This is a genomic window from Thermaerobacillus caldiproteolyticus (assembly GCF_013761245.1).
Lineage (GTDB): Bacteria > Bacillota > Bacilli > Bacillales > Anoxybacillaceae > Thermaerobacillus > Thermaerobacillus caldiproteolyticus.
Window position 1 is genome coordinate 184,941 of sequence record NZ_JACDUT010000004.1, and the last position, 16,772, is coordinate 201,712.

Consider the following 16,772-nt stretch of genomic DNA (forward strand, 5'->3'; position numbering starts at 1 on the left):
AGCGTTGAAAACGAATGCGTGTGTTACACACGGCCGATTGGCATTTAGGAAGAACTCTAGAAGGGCGAAACCGCTTGCCGGAACAAGAGCAGTTTATCGATGAATTAGTAGAGATCGTAGAAAAAGAAAACATCGACGTTGTTTTAATGGCTGGTGATGTATTTGACTCCGTCAATCCACCGGCGGCAGCGGAACAGTTATTTTACGAAAGTTTGGCGCGCCTTTCGGATAAAGGAAAGCGACGTGTCGCCGTTATTGCCGGAAATCATGATCAGCCGGAGCGAATTGCCGCTGCTTCGAATTTAGTGGTGGATTACGGCATTCTTTTGCTTGGTCGGCCGAGTTCGACGGTTTATCGTCTAGATGTGCCAACGAGCGGTGAAACGATGATGTTAGCAGCGCTTCCGTATCCGTCGGAGTCTCGGCTTTCGGAATTGCTTTCGGAAAGCCATGAACAGCTGCTCATAAGGGACAAGTATGATGAGAGAATTCGCGGACTATTTGAAGCGATGAGCCGCTCGTTTTCTCCGAATACGGTTAATATAGCAATGAGCCACATTTATGTTGCCGGAGGGAGCACGTCTGATTCAGAACGGCCGATCGAAGTTGGTGGTGCTTATACGGTAGCGGCCGAGAGCTTGCCAAAAGCAGCGCAGTATGTGGCGCTTGGGCATTTACATCGCCCGCAATACGTCAAGCGGGCTGAAACGGTGGCGCGCTATTCCGGTTCGCCGCTTGCCTATAGTTTTTCCGAAGCGGGGTATGCCAAATCGGTAACCATTATTGATGTGAAACCGAACGAGCCAGCGTTCGTCTCAGAAATTCCGCTATCAAGCGGGAGACCGCTGGTGAGATGGAAAGCGACAGAGGGACTTGCCCAAGTGTATCAATGGATTGAGGAAGGAAGGGACAAAACAGCTTGGATTGACCTTGAAATTCATCTTCAGCAATCGTTATCGATGGAAGAGATTCATCATTTGCGTAAACTTCATTCCGGCCTTATCCATATTCGTCCGGTGTTTCTGCAACAAGAGAATGATATAGAACAAGCAACACAAGAACATGTGTCGCTTGAAGATATGTTTCGTCGCTTTTACGAGCGGCAAACAGGTGGAGCAAAAGCGGACGACGAGCTGGTCAAGCTATTTTTGGAATTAGTTGCCGAAGACGATGATGGGGAGATGGAGTGATGAAACCAATTTCTTTAGCCATTGCTGGATTACATAGCTTTCGTGAAAAACAAATCATTGATTTTCAAGCGCTATGCGAAGGTGGTGTGTTTGGGATTTTCGGTCCGACGGGAAGCGGGAAGTCGACGATTTTAGACGCGATGACGCTGGCGCTGTTTGGCAGTGTTGAACGAGCGACGAACCATACACACGGCATTATGAACCATGCTGAGAACGAATTGTTTGTTTCATTTACTTTTGAATTGGAAAACGCTGCTGGTACGAAGCGTTATACCGTTGAACGAAGTTTTAAGCGCGGAGATGAGTGGCGGCTGAAAAGCGGAACAAGCCGTTTGATGGAGATCGGAGAAGAAAAAATTGTTCTAGCCGATAAATTGACGGATGTCAATAAAAAAATTGAGCAGCTGCTCGGGCTTGAGATGAAAGATTTTACGCGCGCCGTCGTTTTACCACAGGGAAAGTTTGCTGAATTTTTATCGTTAAAAGGGGCCGAGCGTCGTCAAATGCTACAGCGACTGTTTCATCTCGAGCCGTATGGTGATCGCCTTAATAAAAAATTAAAAGAAAAACTCGCTCTCGTTTCCAATGAATTAAACGAAGTGATAGCAGAACAAACAGGGCTAGGAGATGCTTCAAAAGAGGCGCTTGAACAGGCGGAGCAAGACTTCCATGCATGCCGGCAGCTACTGGAAAAACGAAAGATTGAGCTGCAGGAAATGGAAGCGGAACTAGAAAAGCAAAAACAGTTATGGGCTTGGCAAAATGAAAAGGAAGCATTAGAGGCTGAACTGGCTAAACTTGCCGATGAAGAAGAACAAATTCGCGCTCTAGAAAGGAAAAAAGAAAAAGCAGAACAAGCCGAACGCCTTCGTCCGTATCTTGAACAGTATGAAACTTCCATTCATTTGTTGACTGCTGCACAAGAAAAACTAACTGAGCTAGAACAAAAACGAATGGAAGCGGAAAAACGGTATAAAGAGGCGCTGAACCATTACGAGCGAGCACGTCAAGAAAAAGCGACGAATGAACCTCAATTGTTGTCAAAAAAGGAACAGCTTGGGCAAGCAAAGCGCCTTATTGTGGAAATGAAAGGATTTGAAGCGGAACTGCACCGCATTATTCAACAGCTGAAAATGATCGAAGAAGAGGAACAAAACAATGACAAACAGTTGCATGCCGTTGAGCAACTGTACGCCCGCGGACTTGAAAAGCAACAAATGCTCAAACATGAGCTGCAAAAACAGATCATTCCGATGGAAGAAAGAGAACGGCTAGACCGAGCCTATGAAGAAGCACAACAGATAAAAAGAATCGAGGAATCCATTCGAGAAATAAAGGAACGGCTTGTGAAAAAAGAGCAAGCATGGGGAACAAAACAGACAGAAAAGGAAAAGAAACAACAACAAGCCGAGATCATTCAAGAAAAACTCCATCGTCTTTTTGCACAAATCGAAAAAACATATCATTACGTATGTGAGCGAGAGTGGCAGCTGATCAAAAACATGGAAAAGCACGAACGGCAGCTACAAGCGGTGCAAGAGAAGCTGGAAAAAGCAAAGACCGAGAGACTTGCCGCGTTGCTCGCTGAACAATTACGTCAAGGAGAGCCATGCCCGGTTTGCGGGTCGTTAGAGCATCCAAATCCACGCCAGCATGTCGAAGGTGACCAAGATGACCATGAAGCGGTTCGCGTCATAGAACAGCGCTTAAAACAAGAACAATCACAAATGCCATTAATACATACATTAAAAGCCCAATTGGAGCACCTCGCCCATTCTATCATTGATGAGACAGGAAATGAGTGGGTGTTCCAACCATTGGATGTAAGTCAGCTTGTCGTAGAAGAAACAAATATCATTGTGGAAACGAAAGCGCTCCAACAGGACTATTTAGCGCTCAAAGAGGCGATACAAAACACGATCCAACAGTTTCGCCTTGTTGAAAAAGCAAAGCAACAATTAGAACATGAAATGAGATTGCTAGAAGCTGATGTCAAAGAATTGCAGCAACAGGAAAAAGAGAGAACTGAGGAATATGTCGAGGCTAAAAATAAATGGCGTAAAACGTACAACGACCTTGATTTTATGAAGGTAGATCAACTTCGTGAACAAATTCGGCAGCGAGAAAAAATTGTTCAACAACTGCAAAAACGAATCGATGACAGCATTCCGTTTTTAGAAAATAAATTACAAGAAAAAGAACAGTTGCAGCAGCAACAGCGGGAATTAGAAAAAGAAAAAATTCGTCTCATTTCTTTACAGCAAGCCAAACAAGAGCTAATCAATGAATATAAAGCAAAATTATCGGAACAAGTCGGCATTGAACATATTGAACAGCAGCTTGCCTATACCGAACAACAACTTGTCCGCTTGAAAAAACAGGAAGAATCCGCCTATGAACAATGGCAACAAGCGCAAAAACACTATCAGATGCTAGACAGTGAAGCGAAAGCAGCACGGCAATCAGCAGAAGACGGAAAAAAACGATATGAGGCAGCAAAGGAACAATGGTTTAGAGAGCTGAGGAAAACACCGTTTCAGCATGAGCAAGAAGTCAAAGCAGCATTTACCGTACAAGAAGTACGTGCAGCGTGGGAGGAGCACCTTTCCGGTTACTGGCAACAAGTGCAACACGTGCAAGCCCAGCTGAAAAAAGTAACAGAGGCTATGAACGGACAAACGATTGAGAAACACAAATGGGAAGAAGCGCAATCCCTTTATCGTGAAATGAAACAAGGGGTAGATGAGATGATTCAACAGCTTGGAGCTGCCCAAAGCAAACTAGAAGAGCTCATGAAAAAGCATAAACGTTTTGTCGAATTAGAAGAAAAGCGAAAAACATTAGCGCTTCTTGTTGAACGTTATAAGCATTTACAATCTATTTTAAAAGGAAATAGTTTCGTTGAATTTATGGCAGAGGAGCAGCTCATCCAAGTGACGCGCATGGCTTCCGAGCGGCTTGGATCCTTGACCCGCCAGCGTTATGCTATCGAAGTGGATTCACAAGGAGGATTTGTCATTCGTGATGATGCCAATGGAGGTATCAGAAGGCCTGTCACAACGTTATCAGGAGGAGAGACCTTTTTAACATCATTGTCGCTTGCCTTGGCACTATCTGCACAAATTCAACTGCGCGGCGAATATCCATTGCAGTTTTTCTTCCTCGATGAAGGATTCGGAACGCTTGATTCCGAATTGTTGGATACGGTCATTTCTGCCTTGGAAAAGCTTCATTCAAAACGTCTCTCCATCGGTGTCATTAGTCATGTTCAAGAAATTCGTGAACGCTTACCGAAGCGTCTTATTGTGGAACCGGCTGAACCTTCTGGGCGAGGCACTCGCGTGAAATTAGAAATCATGTAACAGCAAAAGGTTGAGAGATAGTGATTTCTCTCAACCTTTTTCACTAGCCGTTAGTTATTGGCCGCTACATTACTGTCAAACACATCCGGATCAAAAGTGTTTGTAAAGCTGATCCCGTTATTCGTCATAATAAAATCTCCCGTATTAAAACCACCTGAACCCATCTGTGTTTTTGTCGCTACTTTAGGAGAGATGTATAGAGAATCGCCCACTTGAACCACTGCACCACTACTAACATTAGTAATTTTAATCGGACCTACAACGGCAGGCATACTTACTCATCCTTTGTGATACGAATAGTGGGTTGTGGAGCGGAAAGTGCTGGAGAAGGGGGCGAATAGTTTTCCGCTAATTGGCGAATATGCTTAATTCTCGTTTCGCCGTTAATGGTTGATGTCGAGCCAATATGAATAACAGCTGAAGTAGAGGCAGCTATCACATAAATGGATCGAACGGAAATAATTGGTGATTCATTAAGTCTATTAATTCGTATAGCTTCTGCATTGATATCTAACTTTTGAATAGGTTTAGTGAATATGGGGAATGTCCCTTCTCCTTCGCTTCCTAAAAAAAGTTCATATTGTCGTTGTACAGCTAAAACCTTAGAGCGGGAAATGATTTCGCGAGAGTCACCGATTTGAAGAACAGAACTGATAATCACCGTTTTGCTATTCAATTGTTGCACAATGGATAATCGTTTCATAAATAAGAACAACCTTTCATACGTTTATGATGATTATTCATGCTATTGGTCATTTTGGAGTGAGTGGAACAAATGGGCCAACGAATAATGATTCAGGCGGAGTATCGAAGGCTGAGGCGAGATTAATAATGTCAGCATCACCAATTAAAAGAATGGAAGAACTCGTTACAGCGGTGAGATAAATGTCTCCGACTTGAACATCGCGGTTAATGACGGTATAATTCATTTTTCTCCTCCTTGTTTCGGTAAATGTTTGATAAAGCTTTCAAGGGATTGCTCAATGTCTTCTCTTACTTTTTCAAAAATTTCTTTTTCGACCGCTTCTGAAGAGTTCGCTTCTGGGATATACCCATTATTCATCTTTTGCTGTAAGTAAAAGCGAATTCGTTCATCGACTTGGCGGCTAATGTCTTGAAGAATAAACTGGCGATATGTTTCATCAAGCTGATATGCATACTTTTCTTCCAATTGCTCTAGTGTTTTTTGACATTCATTCGTTAAATAGTTATTCACTTTTGTTTGAATGTTGCGGAATAAGATAGGTTCTGGCTGGGGAACAATCATTTTTTCTGGACTGACGGCAAAGTCTTCGATCGCGCCTGTGCCGTTTGGAGTCAGACCGATATTTAATGTTCCTTCAAGCGTTTCGACTTTTAATTGGTCAAATTTATATTCAATTCTTTCAATCGTCGTTTGTGGACGCTGTTTTATTTCTTTTAGCTCCTTTTCAAGAAGCGTCAGTTGTTGCTCAAGCTTTTTGATTTTGTTTGTCTGCCATAATAAATACTGCTGTAACTTGATGAAATAGTCGTGTGGAAACGAAGTGCTCATATGATCGATCATCCTCTCAAAGGTCCCTTCTCTTTCAAATATATTGGCTGCGAATAGTTGTCATCACTTTTTTTGAGGATTTTTTAGCGAGTCGGACCGTGAAGGGGCACCAATGGAGTGATGGGAGGTGCAGTGACTTTTGCTTCAGGGGCAGGTTGGGCAAAGCCCCCCGTATTACTTAAAGTTGAAAGGGCTTGAATACTACCAGCGCTACCGATTTGTAAAACAGATGAATTTGTGACAGAGCCAATTTTGAACTGATAAATCCATATGCTTTGGTTAATATAAAAATTCATTTTTCCACTCCTTTATGCATTGCCCACGATATTTTCATCCACTACGTCTGCGTCATTTGTATTTGTGTTGCTGTAATAGTTATAAATGTGTAAACCGTCACCTGTATTAAAAGAGCCAGCACCGGCAAACGTTTTTGCGACACTGTATGGCGAGATCGCGAAAACATCCCCGATATGAAACACTCCACTGCTTGAGATGCTGTTAAGCTTTACTACTCCAACGAATGCTGGCATGTTCATACACCTTTCCTTCATTCTTACTTTTTATCTTATGGGCATATGCAGGAAAGTGTGATTGTTTTAGTTGTTCGCTGCAGTGTTTGAATCCACTGCATCCGGATCGGACGTATTCGTGAAACTAACAAATGTATTCGTTTGCATAAAGTCGCCATTATTTGTTCCGCCCGAACCTGAGTGTGATTTCGTTGTACTTTTTGGCGCAATTTGCAGCACGTCTCCAAAGTTCACCGTTCCATCGCCACTGACATGTGTAATTTTTACTGGACCGCCAATAAATGATGGCATATGCTCCACATCCTTTCTGAATAGGTTAAATGATGAAGGGAATGTTTAATTTAGTGTATGTAAGGGTGAAGAAAGTGTTGAACGGGGGGTGTGCGTCTATACGGTTCTTTTTTCATTTCATACAATAAGTTAATAAAAGGTTAAAAGGATGATGCGCATGCCGGCAGTGATTGTTGGAGGAGTAAAAGTGACAAGCGTAGCGGGAAATGGTACGGTCAATATGGGAGATGTTTTACAAATTGCTCCTAAAAGTACGACTAAAGCATATTCTGGGGCAGGCGGCGGAAACACGGGAGATTTTTTGCTAACGAACACATTCTGCAGTGTAACAAATACCCTTGACTCTGATTTGAAAGATTCTAGCAATGTCGCTAATAGGTAAGCGTTACAGTTTTGTAGCGCTTTTTTTATAAATAATATGATATAATTTTATTAATGAAAGAATTTTCTGAATTATAAACAAAGGGGATGGAGGCATGAATGTACCATTAGTGGTGACGCATTTTTTAGATCGAGCGGTGTCGTTATACGGAGACAAAACGGGTGTCATTTGTGACGGCAAGGAAATTACATATAAGCAGCTCTATGAACGAGCCAATCAACTTTCGCACGGTTTGAAAGACTTGGGGGTAACAAAAGGAGATCGCGTCGCTTATTTAGCGCCGAATACGCTCGAAATGTTAGAGGGATTTTACGGTATATTTCAACTTGGAGCTGTCATGGTACCGCTCAATATCCGCCTAAAACCGGATGATTACTTGTTTATTTTAAATCATAGTGAAAGCAAAGTGCTGTTTGTCGATCAGGAATTGTATCATCTCATTGTCCCTATTAAAAATCAGCTGCAAACGGTGGAAACCATTATCGTTCATTATAAAGATGAAGATACAAATGAAATCGCTTACGATGAGTGGTTGGCTCAGTATCCGACGACAGCATTTGAACGGCCGGACATTGACGAAAACGATATATGCAGTCTTCTTTATACAAGCGGAACAACGGGAAAACCAAAAGGGGTGATGTTAACACATCGAAATAACTACTTGCATGCGTTAGTGGCGATGCACCATCTTCGCGTTTCGGACCGCGATAACTATTTGCACGTGTTGCCAATGTTTCACGTCAATGGATGGGGGGCACCGTTTTATTACACCGCCAATGGTGCCACACAAATTTGTTTGCGAAAAGCGGTTCCTGAATGGATTTTTAACTGTATTGAAAAGTATAAAGTAAGTGTCATGCATATGGCTCCGACCGTGCTTAACTTGCTTTTGCAGTATTATGAGCAATATAAACCGTCGATTAGTCATCCAGTTCGTGTGGTCATTGCTGGATCTGCACCACCGCCGGCATTTGTGACGCGCGTAGAAAAAGAGCTTGGGTGGGAGTTCATTCAAGTGTATGGAATGACAGAATCTTCTCCGCTTAGCACTGTTTCCACGATTCGCTCTCATTTAGGTGATTTGCCGTTACATGAACAATACCGCATGAAAGCCAAAGCAGGACATGCGATGATCGGCTGTGAAGTAAAAGTTGTCAATGAACAGGGAGAGGAAGTGCCGCATGACGGAAAAACGATTGGCGAACTCATTGTTAGAAGCAACGGCGTCATGAAAGGATATTGGAAAAATCCAGAGGCAACAATGGAAACGATTCGGAACGGTTGGTTGTATACAGGGGACATGGCAACGGTCGATCAGTATGGAAACATTGACATCGTTGATCGGAAAAAAGATATTATTATTAGCGGCGGAGAAAACATTTCTTCGATTGAAGTGGAAGGAGTTCTTTACGATCATCCAGCGGTATTAGAAGCCGCTGTGATTGCTGTGCCGCACAAGAAGTGGGGAGAAACGCCTCATGCCTTTGTCGTGACACGACCGGGACACCATGTCACCGAGCAAGAGTTAATTGCGTTTTCTAGGGAGAAATTAGCGCATTTTAAAGCGATTACCGGGGTAACGTTTGTTGATGAATTGCCAAAAACCGCTTCAGGTAAAATTCAAAAAGTTCATTTGCGCAAAGAATATTGGAATACTCTCGGAAAAGCCGGACGCTATGTGAACTAAGGCAAAGAGCACAGACGATTTCGATATAAGCATAGGTCTCCGCAAGCAAGCGGAGCCTTTTTCCTTAATAGGAGGATGCACAATATGAATGGAGGGAAGCAGATGAATGAACGAACAACATCGAATAGCCGCTTGACCGTGATCGATGTGATGCGAGGTTTTGCGATATTTGGGATTTTGGTGGTGAATATGCCCAATTTTCATTCACCGGCGATGTACATAGAGACGGAACAGTGGTGGCCCCATGCGATAGACCGTTGGACAGAAACTGTTGTTGACCTCATCGCCCAAGCAAGTTTTTATCCACTATTTGCTTTTCTATTTGGTTTCAGCATGATTCTATTTCGCGAGCGAATGAGTGAAAAAGGGGTCTCATTTCCACGCATTTTTTCCCGCCGTTTGCTTGCTTTATTCATGATTGGCGCCTTTCACGCTTTTTTCATTTGGTATGGTGATATTTTAATAGCGTATGCGTTGACAGGATGTTTGTTGCTCCTTTTTTACCGGGTGCACACACGTGTATGGTTTATCGGGGCTATCCTTTGTTTCTTTGTTCCCCATCTTATTGTTAGCCTCTTTTTAGGGCTTGCTCTACTTTCAGGAGAAAATGGGGAGCTCTCTAGCAATCATGCAAGATTAGCCGATGAAGCGATCCAACACTATCGCGACGGAACCGTCGTGGAGATTTTTTGGCAGCGTTGGCACGATTGGATGTACATTAACGGAGCAGGGGGATTATTGTTTACAATTCTTACTCTTTTAGGAATTGGTTTATTTGGAGGATACGTTGCGCAAAAGCAATGGTTTACTTGCATCGAACAGCATGTTGGCACGATTCGGCGGCTCTGTTTAATAGCTTTTATTACGGGAATATTACTGAAACTGTTGCCGTATTTCACAGAAAAAAATCTATTGACTGAGTATGTACAAGATATATTTGGCGGGACAGCCCTTGCTTTATTTTATGCTGCAGCAATTGTTCTTCTTTTTCAACGTGAACGATGGCGTAAGGTGTTATTGCCATTTGCTGCAGTCGGCCGCATGTCCTTAACCAACTATTTGTTTCAGTCCGTAGTTTGTACAATGTTGTTTTATCACTATGGGTTCGCACTATATGGAAGTGTTCGCCCGTTTTACGGAGAACTAATAGCGATCGTTATCTATGTTGTTCAAGTGATCGCAAGCCAACGATGGTTACAGTCGTTCCGAATGGGGCCGTTTGAATGGGTGTGGAGAACGATAACGTACGGAAAGAAGCAGCCGCTAAAGCATCGTGTTTCAAAACAAAAAAGCCACTCTTAACGCCATATCAAGGGACAAGTGACGGGGTTCTCTCGTGATTTTTAGACATGGGAAGAGTTTCTTGAAAATAGAGGTTGATGAGTTCATCTAACTCCTGGCTACATTGGATCGTTTCTTTGGCGGTAAATCCATATGTTAACGCTAACTCAATCATCTGTTGTCGTTTTTCTTCAATTAAAATCATCATAGCGTTCACCAACATTTTTTTATTAACAATACTTTGTCGTTTAAAAACGAGGAGAAGCTAAAAACTATTATACATGGAACGACGAAAAAAGAAAGGTGTTCGCTAAAATAAGTTATAACTCTACATATTTAAACAAAATTCTACAATGAGTAGGGTTTTTTGAAAAAAAGAAAGAATATACAACCTTGAGACGAGATAAGAAAGGAAGGGAAAATCAGATGAAGTTTGTCACAGCGGAGCGAAACGGCGAAATATTCGTTGGCGTTATTCATCAAGAGAGGGAAGTCATAGATGTACGGTTAGCCGAACAAGTGATGTATGGTGATATCACGCTTCCTTCCTCTTTATTAGAGTGTATTGCATTAGGAGAAGCATTCACAGACAAAGTGAGGGATATCGTGAAGTGGATTGAACAAAATCCATCTGAACCATACGTGTATCCGCTTCAGGATGTGCGCCTGTTAGCACCGATTCCGCGTCCGGTGAAAAATATTTTTTGTGTCGGGAAAAACTATGTCGATCATGCGATTGAACTAGGAAGTGCCGATGATATTCCTAAGCATCTTATCCTATTTTCAAAAGTACCGACGACTGTGATTGGACATGAAGCGACAATTTTGCGTCATGAGCAAGTGACGAACGAACTCGATTATGAAGGAGAATTAGCGGTTGTTATCGGTAAAAGGGGAAAAGCAATTAAAAAGGATGAAGCGCTTGATTATGTGTTCGGATATACGATTATTAACGATGTGACAGCGCGCGATTTACAGGAGCGCCATCAGCAATATTTACTTGGAAAAAGTCTAGATACGTTCTGTCCGATGGGACCGTGGATTGTTCATCGCTCGTTCATTCCAAATTCAAACCGCTTACAAATTGAGACAAAAGTAAATGGAGAAACGCGTCAAAAAGCGAGCACAGAGCAATTTATTTTTAATGTCGAAACCATCATTGCAACGATTTCTCAAGGAATGACATTAGAGCCGGGCGATATCATTGCAACTGGAACGCCAGCAGGAGTTGGAAAAGGCATGAAACCACCTCGCTTTTTGCAAGCGGGCGATGTTGTCGAAGTGACAATTGAAAGGATCGGAACGCTGCGGAACTATATTGGAGAATAAAAAGGAGGGCTGTCTTTTTATGGAGACAGCCCCATCCCTTTTATTGGATAAGAAAGTATAAAATTTGAATCTCTGTCTAGCTCAGCGGTTAGCTCTCTTGTGCCAAATAATCTTTTCTCTCGAATTACAAGTACTTTTGTGGGCGAAGAACGATTGGATTTGAGATCTGATCGAGCCGCCTCCGTTTTTTCCTTTTGTCTAGCTCGGCGACCAGTCCTGAATGGGCATCTATGCAAAACCTGCTTAAAACATGACTTAAAAAAGGATATTTTAAGCAGCTCCGGAGTCAAATAATCTTTTTTTCCGGGAAGGGGGACAAGCCGTCTAGTGAGCGAAGAACATTCTCCCATCACGGGATCCGGAATAGAGAAATTGAGCCGCTTGTGCTTTTCTCATTGTTCGTTAAACACTTTTTTCACTTTTTCAATCGCCCAGTCAAGCTGTTCTTTCGTAATGATGAGCGGCGGCGCAAAACGAATGACTGTATCGTGTGTCTCTTTACATAACAGCCCTTCTTGTTGTAGTTTTTCACAATATGGACGGGCTGGACCGTGTAATTCAACACCGATGAACAGTCCTCTTCCGCGAACTTCTTTAATATCAGGATGTTGAATTTCACGCAATTTTTCTTGGAAGTAGTTACCTAGTTCTAAGGAACGTTCTGCTAGTTTTTCTTCCACAAGCACGTCAATTGCAGCGATGGAAACGGCGCAAGCAAGCGGATTTCCACCAAATGTGGAGCCGTGTGAACCCGGATTAAATACGCCAAGAATGTCGCGATTGGCTGCCACACAAGAAATAGGAAATACTCCGCCGCCTAATGCTTTACCAAGAATGTACATATCCGGAACAACGTCTTCCCAATCACAAGCAAACATTTTACCGGAACGACCTAAGCCGGCTTGAATTTCATCAGCAATGTATAGAACGTTGTTTTCTTTACATACGTCGTACGCTTCTTTTAAGAAGCCTTCAGGAGGAATGTTGATACCTGCTTCGCCTTGAATCGGTTCAAAAATAAACGCCGCTGTATTTTTTGTAATCGCTTTCTTTAATGCTTCGACATCACCAAATGGAATGACTTTAATCCCTGGAAGCATCGGACCAAAACCGCGTTTATATTCATCGTTAGAGGACATCGATACTGCTGTCATTGTTCGACCGTGGAAGTTATCTTCGCAAACAATGATTTCTGCTTTGTCTTTTTCGACCCCTTTGACGTCATATGCCCAGCGTCGAGCAGCTTTGACGGCTGTTTCTACCGCCTCAGCTCCTGTATTCATCGGTAAAATCATGTCTTTTCCAGTTAATTTCGCTACTTTTTCATACCACGCACCTAATTGATCATTGTGGAATGCTCTTGATGTTAACGTAATCCGGTCGGCTTGTTCTTTCAGTGCCTGAATAATTTTTGGATGGCGGTGACCTTGGTTAACGGCGGAGTAAGCGCTTAACATGTCCATGTAACGATTACCTTCCGGATCTTCTACCCATACTCCTTCCCCTTTAGAAAGAACAACTGGAAGCGGGTGATAGTTATTTGCCCCGTATTGTTCGGTTAAATCGATAATTTCCGTTGTTTTGTTCATGCCAGTTCCTCCTAATATTTGTATTCTCGCCCTAATTTACATTATAACAAAAAGAGAATGGGCTTGTTAGAATGTTTGTCTTTTTGTAAACGAACATGCTATGATGGGAATGAAGTGTAGTTGAGAGGAGGTGCAATTCCTGGTTACGAGAAAGATTCGCCCAAACGTCATATAAGAGAATAACGTTTTCAAAGGCAGGTTGGCGTAATCAGGAAATATCATGACACATGCACATATTACTACGTGGGTAATCGCGCTCATTTTGTTTTTTGTCACTCTTTCGTTACAAAAGACAAATTCCCCAAAGGCCAAAATGATGCATATGGTGTTACGTCTGTTTTATGTTCTAATCATTATCACGGGCGCAATTTTACTATATATGCTTGCGTCAATTCCGCCATTGTATATCGTAAAAGTACTTGTTGGCTTGTGGGTCATCGGAGCGATGGAGATGGTCGTGGTTCGTACGCGAAAAGGAACACGTACACAGCCTGCTTGGATTCAGCTTGTCATTGCATTTATTCTAGTTCTTTACTTAGGGTTAAAGCTCCCTTTAGGTTTTCATTTGTTTTAATAGAAGTGGCAGTCCTATTATTACTATGGGATTGCCACTTTTTCTATGATTTTCCTACTTTTCTTAGCGGGAAAAAGTATGATATGTTAATAGTAGGATATTTCTTAATTTTTAAAAGGTTTTGTAGAGCGTGGTGAAACTAATGAAGGCATATCGTCTTGTATGCAATGATGCACACGAACTTACCCATTTTATAGAGCATCACTATCTTTCACAATACGACCATATTTTTGTCCAACTGTCAATCAGCATGGCACCTCCATTTTATATACATGACGTGCTCCAGCAGCTTCACAAAAAGCTGCCACAAGCAACGATAATCGGACTGGCAACGGACGAACGGGCGGATTCGCATAGAGAGTGGATGATTTCGTTTACTGTTTTTGAAAGAACAACATGCCAATCTCTAGTATTAAATGAAGAGGAATTTGATAATGGGTATGAGCTTGGAAAATACATTGCTGAAACGCTTGTGACGGAAGAAACGAAACTTCTTCTTCTTTTTGCCCAGCATTTGCACGATCTTCCTAGCGTGATGAGCGGGGTACAATCCGTTAGTGAAAAAACGGTAATAATTGGTGGGGGGATACACGAAGGAGAAACGTTATTTTCCGAACAAGGTATTGTTACACGTGGAGTCATCGCGGTCGGTTTCAATAGCTCTTATTTGCGTGTCCATACATATAGCTCTTTTCCTTGGAAAGAAGTTGGGATTTCGTTTTCAGTAACGAAGTGCAATGGTGACCGGCTATACGAATTGAATGGAAAAAGAGCGCTCACAGTGCTTGAACGATATTTGGGAAAAGAATTTATGGAGAGGATACCTCATTCCGCTATGGAATTTCCATTTATTATAAAGCGCCATGGCTATAAAGAATGTTTACAAGTCATCAATGTGTATGAAGATGGGTCAATTCAAGTGAATCGTCATCTTCATGGGGGAGAACATATCCAGTTTAGCTATGTTCATATAAAAGAAGTGTTAGAAAGAATAACGCATGATTTACGAAAGATCTCCAAGCAGCCAACAGAATCCATTTTTTTATATAGCGGTACGGTTGCAGAAGGGTATTTATCACCGCTAATGAAACAAGCCGTTCAAGCAATGGAACAAATAGCCCCTACTTTCACTTTGTTTCCATTTCAAGAGATCGCTGTGAAATATGGACGAGCCAATACGAGTTCGACCGCTTTTGCCTTATTTACGTTATCTGAAGGAAAACGAACGGAGAAGAACCCCATCGTTCCAATTCATTTTCATATTCCAACTGTATTTCAAGGTCTCATCACATTAGCGGATTTAATGGATTCTTCATCTCGTGATGTCGAACGTCTTCACTTGAGTGTCGAAATGGCAAAACAACGCTATCAATCACTTTTTGAACATAATACAGATATTGTGTATTCGACAGACTTACATGGGAATTTTACAAGCGTGAATCCAGCGTTTGAAACCATTCTCGGCTATACAAAAGATGAGATTTTATATACAAATTTGTTAAAGTATATTCACCCTAAAGATGTCCGTCGCGTGAGCATGCACTTTTATCGAGCGCTTCGCGGCAAAGTACAATACTATAATTTAGAGATTCCTACGAAATCAGGAGAAACGTTATTGTTTCAAATTAAAAATGTCCCGATTATTGTGAACGGCGAAAAAATCGGTGTTTACAGCATTGGCCGGGATATTACCGAACAAAAAAGGGCTGAAGAAAAAATCGCATATTTAGCTTACTATGACATAGATACGAATTTGCCGAACCGCGTTAAGTTTATGGAATTCATCGATGAGCACATCGAGCGGGCAAAGCGGAAGAAACAACCGATTGCTGTCCTGTTTATTGATATGGACCGATTTAAAATGATTAATGACAGCATCGGACATTATGCGGGAGATGAAATTTTAAAACAGCTAGCGCAGCGAATCCAAACTGTCTTGCCGACAGGTGCTTATTTAGGAAGGTTTCACGGCGATAAGTTCAGCATGTTGCTCACCAAACAAGCCGAACCGGAGAAAGTGGTGGAAACAGCACGGAGAATTTTGCAAGCCATTGCCAAGCCAATTGTATATGAAAACAAAGAATTGTTTATCACAGCAAGCATCGGCATTAGTCTGTATCCTACTAATGGCGTCGATAAACATTCATTATTAAAAAATGCTGATGCCGCTGTGAATCGTGCAAAACAAGGAGGAGGAAACCGGATTGAATTTTATTCCACAGAAATGAATGAGCAGACGCTCTATCGCTTAGAGCTTGAAGGCTATTTGCGAAAAGCGTTGGAGAAAAGAGAATTTTTCTTATGTTATCAGCCGCTTGTTGATGTCCAAACGGGAACCATCATTGGCAATGAAGCACTTCTTCGTTGGCGCCATCCGAAACTCGGGCTTGTAAAACCAGATGAATTTATTCCTCTTGCCGAAGAAACAGGAATTATCCATGAAGTAGGGCGTTGGGTGTTAGTTACCGCATGCAAGCAGACGAAACAATGGCAACAATTCGGTTTGCATCCGCTCACCATTTCTGTGAATGTGTCCGCTAGTCAATTTCAACAGCCCGACTTTGTTGACGATGTGAAGCGAGCGTTATCTCAATCAGGGCTAGAACCACACTATTTGAATTTAGAATTAACGGAAAGTTCCATGTTGCGAAACGTTCACTATAGTACGCAAGTGATGAAAGAGCTACAACAACTCGGGGTCGGTATTTCGATTGACGATTTTGGAACAGGGTATTCGTCGTTTAGTTATTTAAAGAATTTACCGATTAATGTGCTCAAAATTGACCGTTCTTTTATTGAACAATTGCATAAAAACGCTTCTGATATCGCCATTGTCAAGGCCATTGTCACAATGGGATATGGATTAGGAATCAAAATTGTCGCTGAAGGAGTGGAAACAGAGGAACAAGTTGAATTATTGAAAGCGCTTCGTTGCCATTATGCACAAGGGTATGTATTTTATCAACCAGTAACTGCTGAAGAGTTCACTAAATATATTGCTGTTAGTCATTAATCAAATGGGC

Annotated in this window: 17 protein-coding genes; 8 read left to right on the plus strand and 9 right to left on the minus strand. The window is 42.1% G+C overall.

The features are described from left to right. The first annotated feature begins 14 nt into the window (after positions 1-14). Positions 15-1,190, plus strand: coding sequence for an exonuclease SbcCD subunit D (locus HNR31_RS07885; protein WP_181555708.1), 1,176 nt, complete (start codon positions 15-17; stop codon positions 1,188-1,190). Then, a complete protein-coding gene (locus HNR31_RS07890; protein ID WP_181555709.1) occupies positions 1,190-4,552 on the plus strand; it encodes an AAA family ATPase in 3,363 nt (1,120 codons plus the stop codon). The genes HNR31_RS07885 and HNR31_RS07890 overlap by 1 nt, the downstream gene beginning before the upstream one ends. Before the next feature lie 50 nt (positions 4,553-4,602). Here HNR31_RS07890 and HNR31_RS07895 read toward each other — a convergent pair whose 3' ends face one another. The 7 genes from HNR31_RS07895 to HNR31_RS07925 form a co-directional block, all read right to left on the minus strand. Further along, positions 4,603-4,824: a spore germination protein gene (locus HNR31_RS07895; protein WP_181555710.1), complete on the minus strand. Its 222-nt coding sequence runs from the start codon at positions 4,822-4,824 to the stop codon at positions 4,603-4,605. Positions 4,825-4,826: 2 nt separating this feature from the next. Continuing rightward, the gene (locus HNR31_RS07900; protein WP_181555711.1) at positions 4,827-5,255 is read right to left on the minus strand and encodes a spore germination protein GerPE; all 429 of its coding nucleotides are present in this window, start codon (positions 5,253-5,255) and stop codon (positions 4,827-4,829) included. Between the two features lie 49 nt (positions 5,256-5,304). Then, entirely contained in the window at positions 5,305-5,481 is a 177-nt protein-coding gene (locus HNR31_RS07905) for a spore gernimation protein GerPD (RefSeq protein WP_181555712.1), read from the minus strand. Next, entirely contained in the window at positions 5,478-6,086 is a 609-nt protein-coding gene (gerPC, locus tag HNR31_RS07910) for a spore germination protein GerPC (RefSeq protein WP_181555713.1), read from the minus strand. Before gerPC ends, HNR31_RS07905 begins: the two co-directional genes overlap by 4 nt. Before the next feature lie 83 nt (positions 6,087-6,169). After that, positions 6,170-6,382, minus strand: coding sequence for a spore germination protein GerPB (locus HNR31_RS07915; RefSeq protein WP_181555714.1), 213 nt, complete (start codon positions 6,380-6,382; stop codon positions 6,170-6,172). A gap of 12 nt (positions 6,383-6,394) precedes the next feature. Then, a complete protein-coding gene (locus HNR31_RS07920) occupies positions 6,395-6,616 on the minus strand; it encodes a spore germination protein (RefSeq protein WP_181555853.1) in 222 nt (73 codons plus the stop codon). Positions 6,617-6,682: 66 nt separating this feature from the next. Continuing rightward, positions 6,683-6,907, minus strand: coding sequence for a spore germination protein (locus HNR31_RS07925; RefSeq protein WP_181555715.1), 225 nt, complete (start codon positions 6,905-6,907; stop codon positions 6,683-6,685). A gap of 157 nt (positions 6,908-7,064) precedes the next feature. Between HNR31_RS07925 and HNR31_RS07930 the strand changes: the two genes are divergently transcribed. The 3 genes from HNR31_RS07930 (at position 7,065) to HNR31_RS07940 (ending at position 10,278) form a co-directional block, all read left to right on the plus strand. Then, complete coding sequence (locus HNR31_RS07930; protein WP_181555854.1) at positions 7,065-7,289, plus strand: spore germination protein; 225 nt, start codon at positions 7,065-7,067, stop codon at positions 7,287-7,289. Between the two features lie 94 nt (positions 7,290-7,383). Further along, entirely contained in the window at positions 7,384-8,976 is a 1,593-nt protein-coding gene (locus tag HNR31_RS07935) for a long-chain-fatty-acid--CoA ligase (RefSeq protein ID WP_181555716.1), read from the plus strand. 102 nt (positions 8,977-9,078) lie between these two features. Further along, positions 9,079-10,278, plus strand: coding sequence for a DUF418 domain-containing protein (locus tag HNR31_RS07940; protein ID WP_181555717.1), 1,200 nt, complete (start codon positions 9,079-9,081; stop codon positions 10,276-10,278). 7 nt (positions 10,279-10,285) lie between these two features. Here the strand turns inward: HNR31_RS07940 and HNR31_RS07945 are convergent, their stop codons facing one another. Continuing rightward, positions 10,286-10,465 (minus strand): aspartyl-phosphate phosphatase Spo0E family protein, encoded by a 180-nt coding sequence (locus HNR31_RS07945; protein ID WP_373367387.1) that lies wholly within the window; start codon positions 10,463-10,465, stop codon positions 10,286-10,288. 218 nt (positions 10,466-10,683) lie between these two features. Between HNR31_RS07945 and HNR31_RS07950 the strand changes: the two genes are divergently transcribed. After that, complete coding sequence (locus HNR31_RS07950; RefSeq protein ID WP_181555719.1) at positions 10,684-11,586, plus strand: fumarylacetoacetate hydrolase family protein; 903 nt, start codon at positions 10,684-10,686, stop codon at positions 11,584-11,586. Between the two features lie 392 nt (positions 11,587-11,978). Here HNR31_RS07950 and HNR31_RS07955 read toward each other — a convergent pair whose 3' ends face one another. Continuing rightward, positions 11,979-13,175 (minus strand): ornithine--oxo-acid transaminase, encoded by a 1,197-nt coding sequence (locus HNR31_RS07955; RefSeq protein WP_181555720.1) that lies wholly within the window; start codon positions 13,173-13,175, stop codon positions 11,979-11,981. A gap of 220 nt (positions 13,176-13,395) precedes the next feature. Between HNR31_RS07955 and HNR31_RS07960 the strand changes: the two genes are divergently transcribed. Both HNR31_RS07960 and HNR31_RS07965 read left to right on the plus strand, forming a co-directional pair. Next, the gene (locus HNR31_RS07960) at positions 13,396-13,749 is read left to right on the plus strand and encodes a YisL family protein (RefSeq protein WP_181555721.1); all 354 of its coding nucleotides are present in this window, start codon (positions 13,396-13,398) and stop codon (positions 13,747-13,749) included. Between the two features lie 142 nt (positions 13,750-13,891). Then, positions 13,892-16,762, plus strand: coding sequence for an EAL domain-containing protein (locus HNR31_RS07965; RefSeq protein WP_181555722.1), 2,871 nt, complete (start codon positions 13,892-13,894; stop codon positions 16,760-16,762). The last annotated feature ends 10 nt before the right edge of the window (positions 16,763-16,772 follow it).

Bases quoted from the DNA above. Each gene is read 5' to 3' on its own strand.
- HNR31_RS07965 (WP_181555722.1), top strand. From the start codon at position 13,892: ATGAAGGCATATCGTCTTGTATGCAATGATGCACACGAACTTACCCAT.
- HNR31_RS07920 (WP_181555853.1), bottom strand. From the start codon at position 6,616: ATGCCAGCATTCGTTGGAGTAGTAAAGCTTAACAGCATCTCAAGCAGT.
- HNR31_RS07915 (WP_181555714.1), bottom strand. From the start codon at position 6,382: ATGAATTTTTATATTAACCAAAGCATATGGATTTATCAGTTCAAAATT.
- HNR31_RS07950 (WP_181555719.1), top strand. From the start codon at position 10,684: ATGAAGTTTGTCACAGCGGAGCGAAACGGCGAAATATTCGTTGGCGTT.
- gerPC (WP_181555713.1), bottom strand. From the start codon at position 6,086: ATGAGCACTTCGTTTCCACACGACTATTTCATCAAGTTACAGCAGTAT.
- HNR31_RS07900 (WP_181555711.1), bottom strand. From the start codon at position 5,255: ATGAAACGATTATCCATTGTGCAACAATTGAATAGCAAAACGGTGATT.
- HNR31_RS07885 (WP_181555708.1), top strand. From the start codon at position 15: ATGCGTGTGTTACACACGGCCGATTGGCATTTAGGAAGAACTCTAGAA.
- HNR31_RS07930 (WP_181555854.1), top strand. From the start codon at position 7,065: ATGCCGGCAGTGATTGTTGGAGGAGTAAAAGTGACAAGCGTAGCGGGA.
- HNR31_RS07955 (WP_181555720.1), bottom strand. From the start codon at position 13,175: ATGAACAAAACAACGGAAATTATCGATTTAACCGAACAATACGGGGCA.
- HNR31_RS07905 (WP_181555712.1), bottom strand. From the start codon at position 5,481: ATGAATTATACCGTCATTAACCGCGATGTTCAAGTCGGAGACATTTAT.
- HNR31_RS07935 (WP_181555716.1), top strand. From the start codon at position 7,384: ATGAATGTACCATTAGTGGTGACGCATTTTTTAGATCGAGCGGTGTCG.
- HNR31_RS07925 (WP_181555715.1), bottom strand. From the start codon at position 6,907: ATGCCATCATTTATTGGCGGTCCAGTAAAAATTACACATGTCAGTGGC.
- HNR31_RS07945 (WP_373367387.1), bottom strand. From the start codon at position 10,465: ATGATGATTTTAATTGAAGAAAAACGACAACAGATGATTGAGTTAGCG.
- HNR31_RS07940 (WP_181555717.1), top strand. From the start codon at position 9,079: ATGAATGAACGAACAACATCGAATAGCCGCTTGACCGTGATCGATGTG.
- HNR31_RS07960 (WP_181555721.1), top strand. From the start codon at position 13,396: ATGACACATGCACATATTACTACGTGGGTAATCGCGCTCATTTTGTTT.
- HNR31_RS07890 (WP_181555709.1), top strand. From the start codon at position 1,190: ATGAAACCAATTTCTTTAGCCATTGCTGGATTACATAGCTTTCGTGAA.
- HNR31_RS07895 (WP_181555710.1), bottom strand. From the start codon at position 4,824: ATGCCTGCCGTTGTAGGTCCGATTAAAATTACTAATGTTAGTAGTGGT.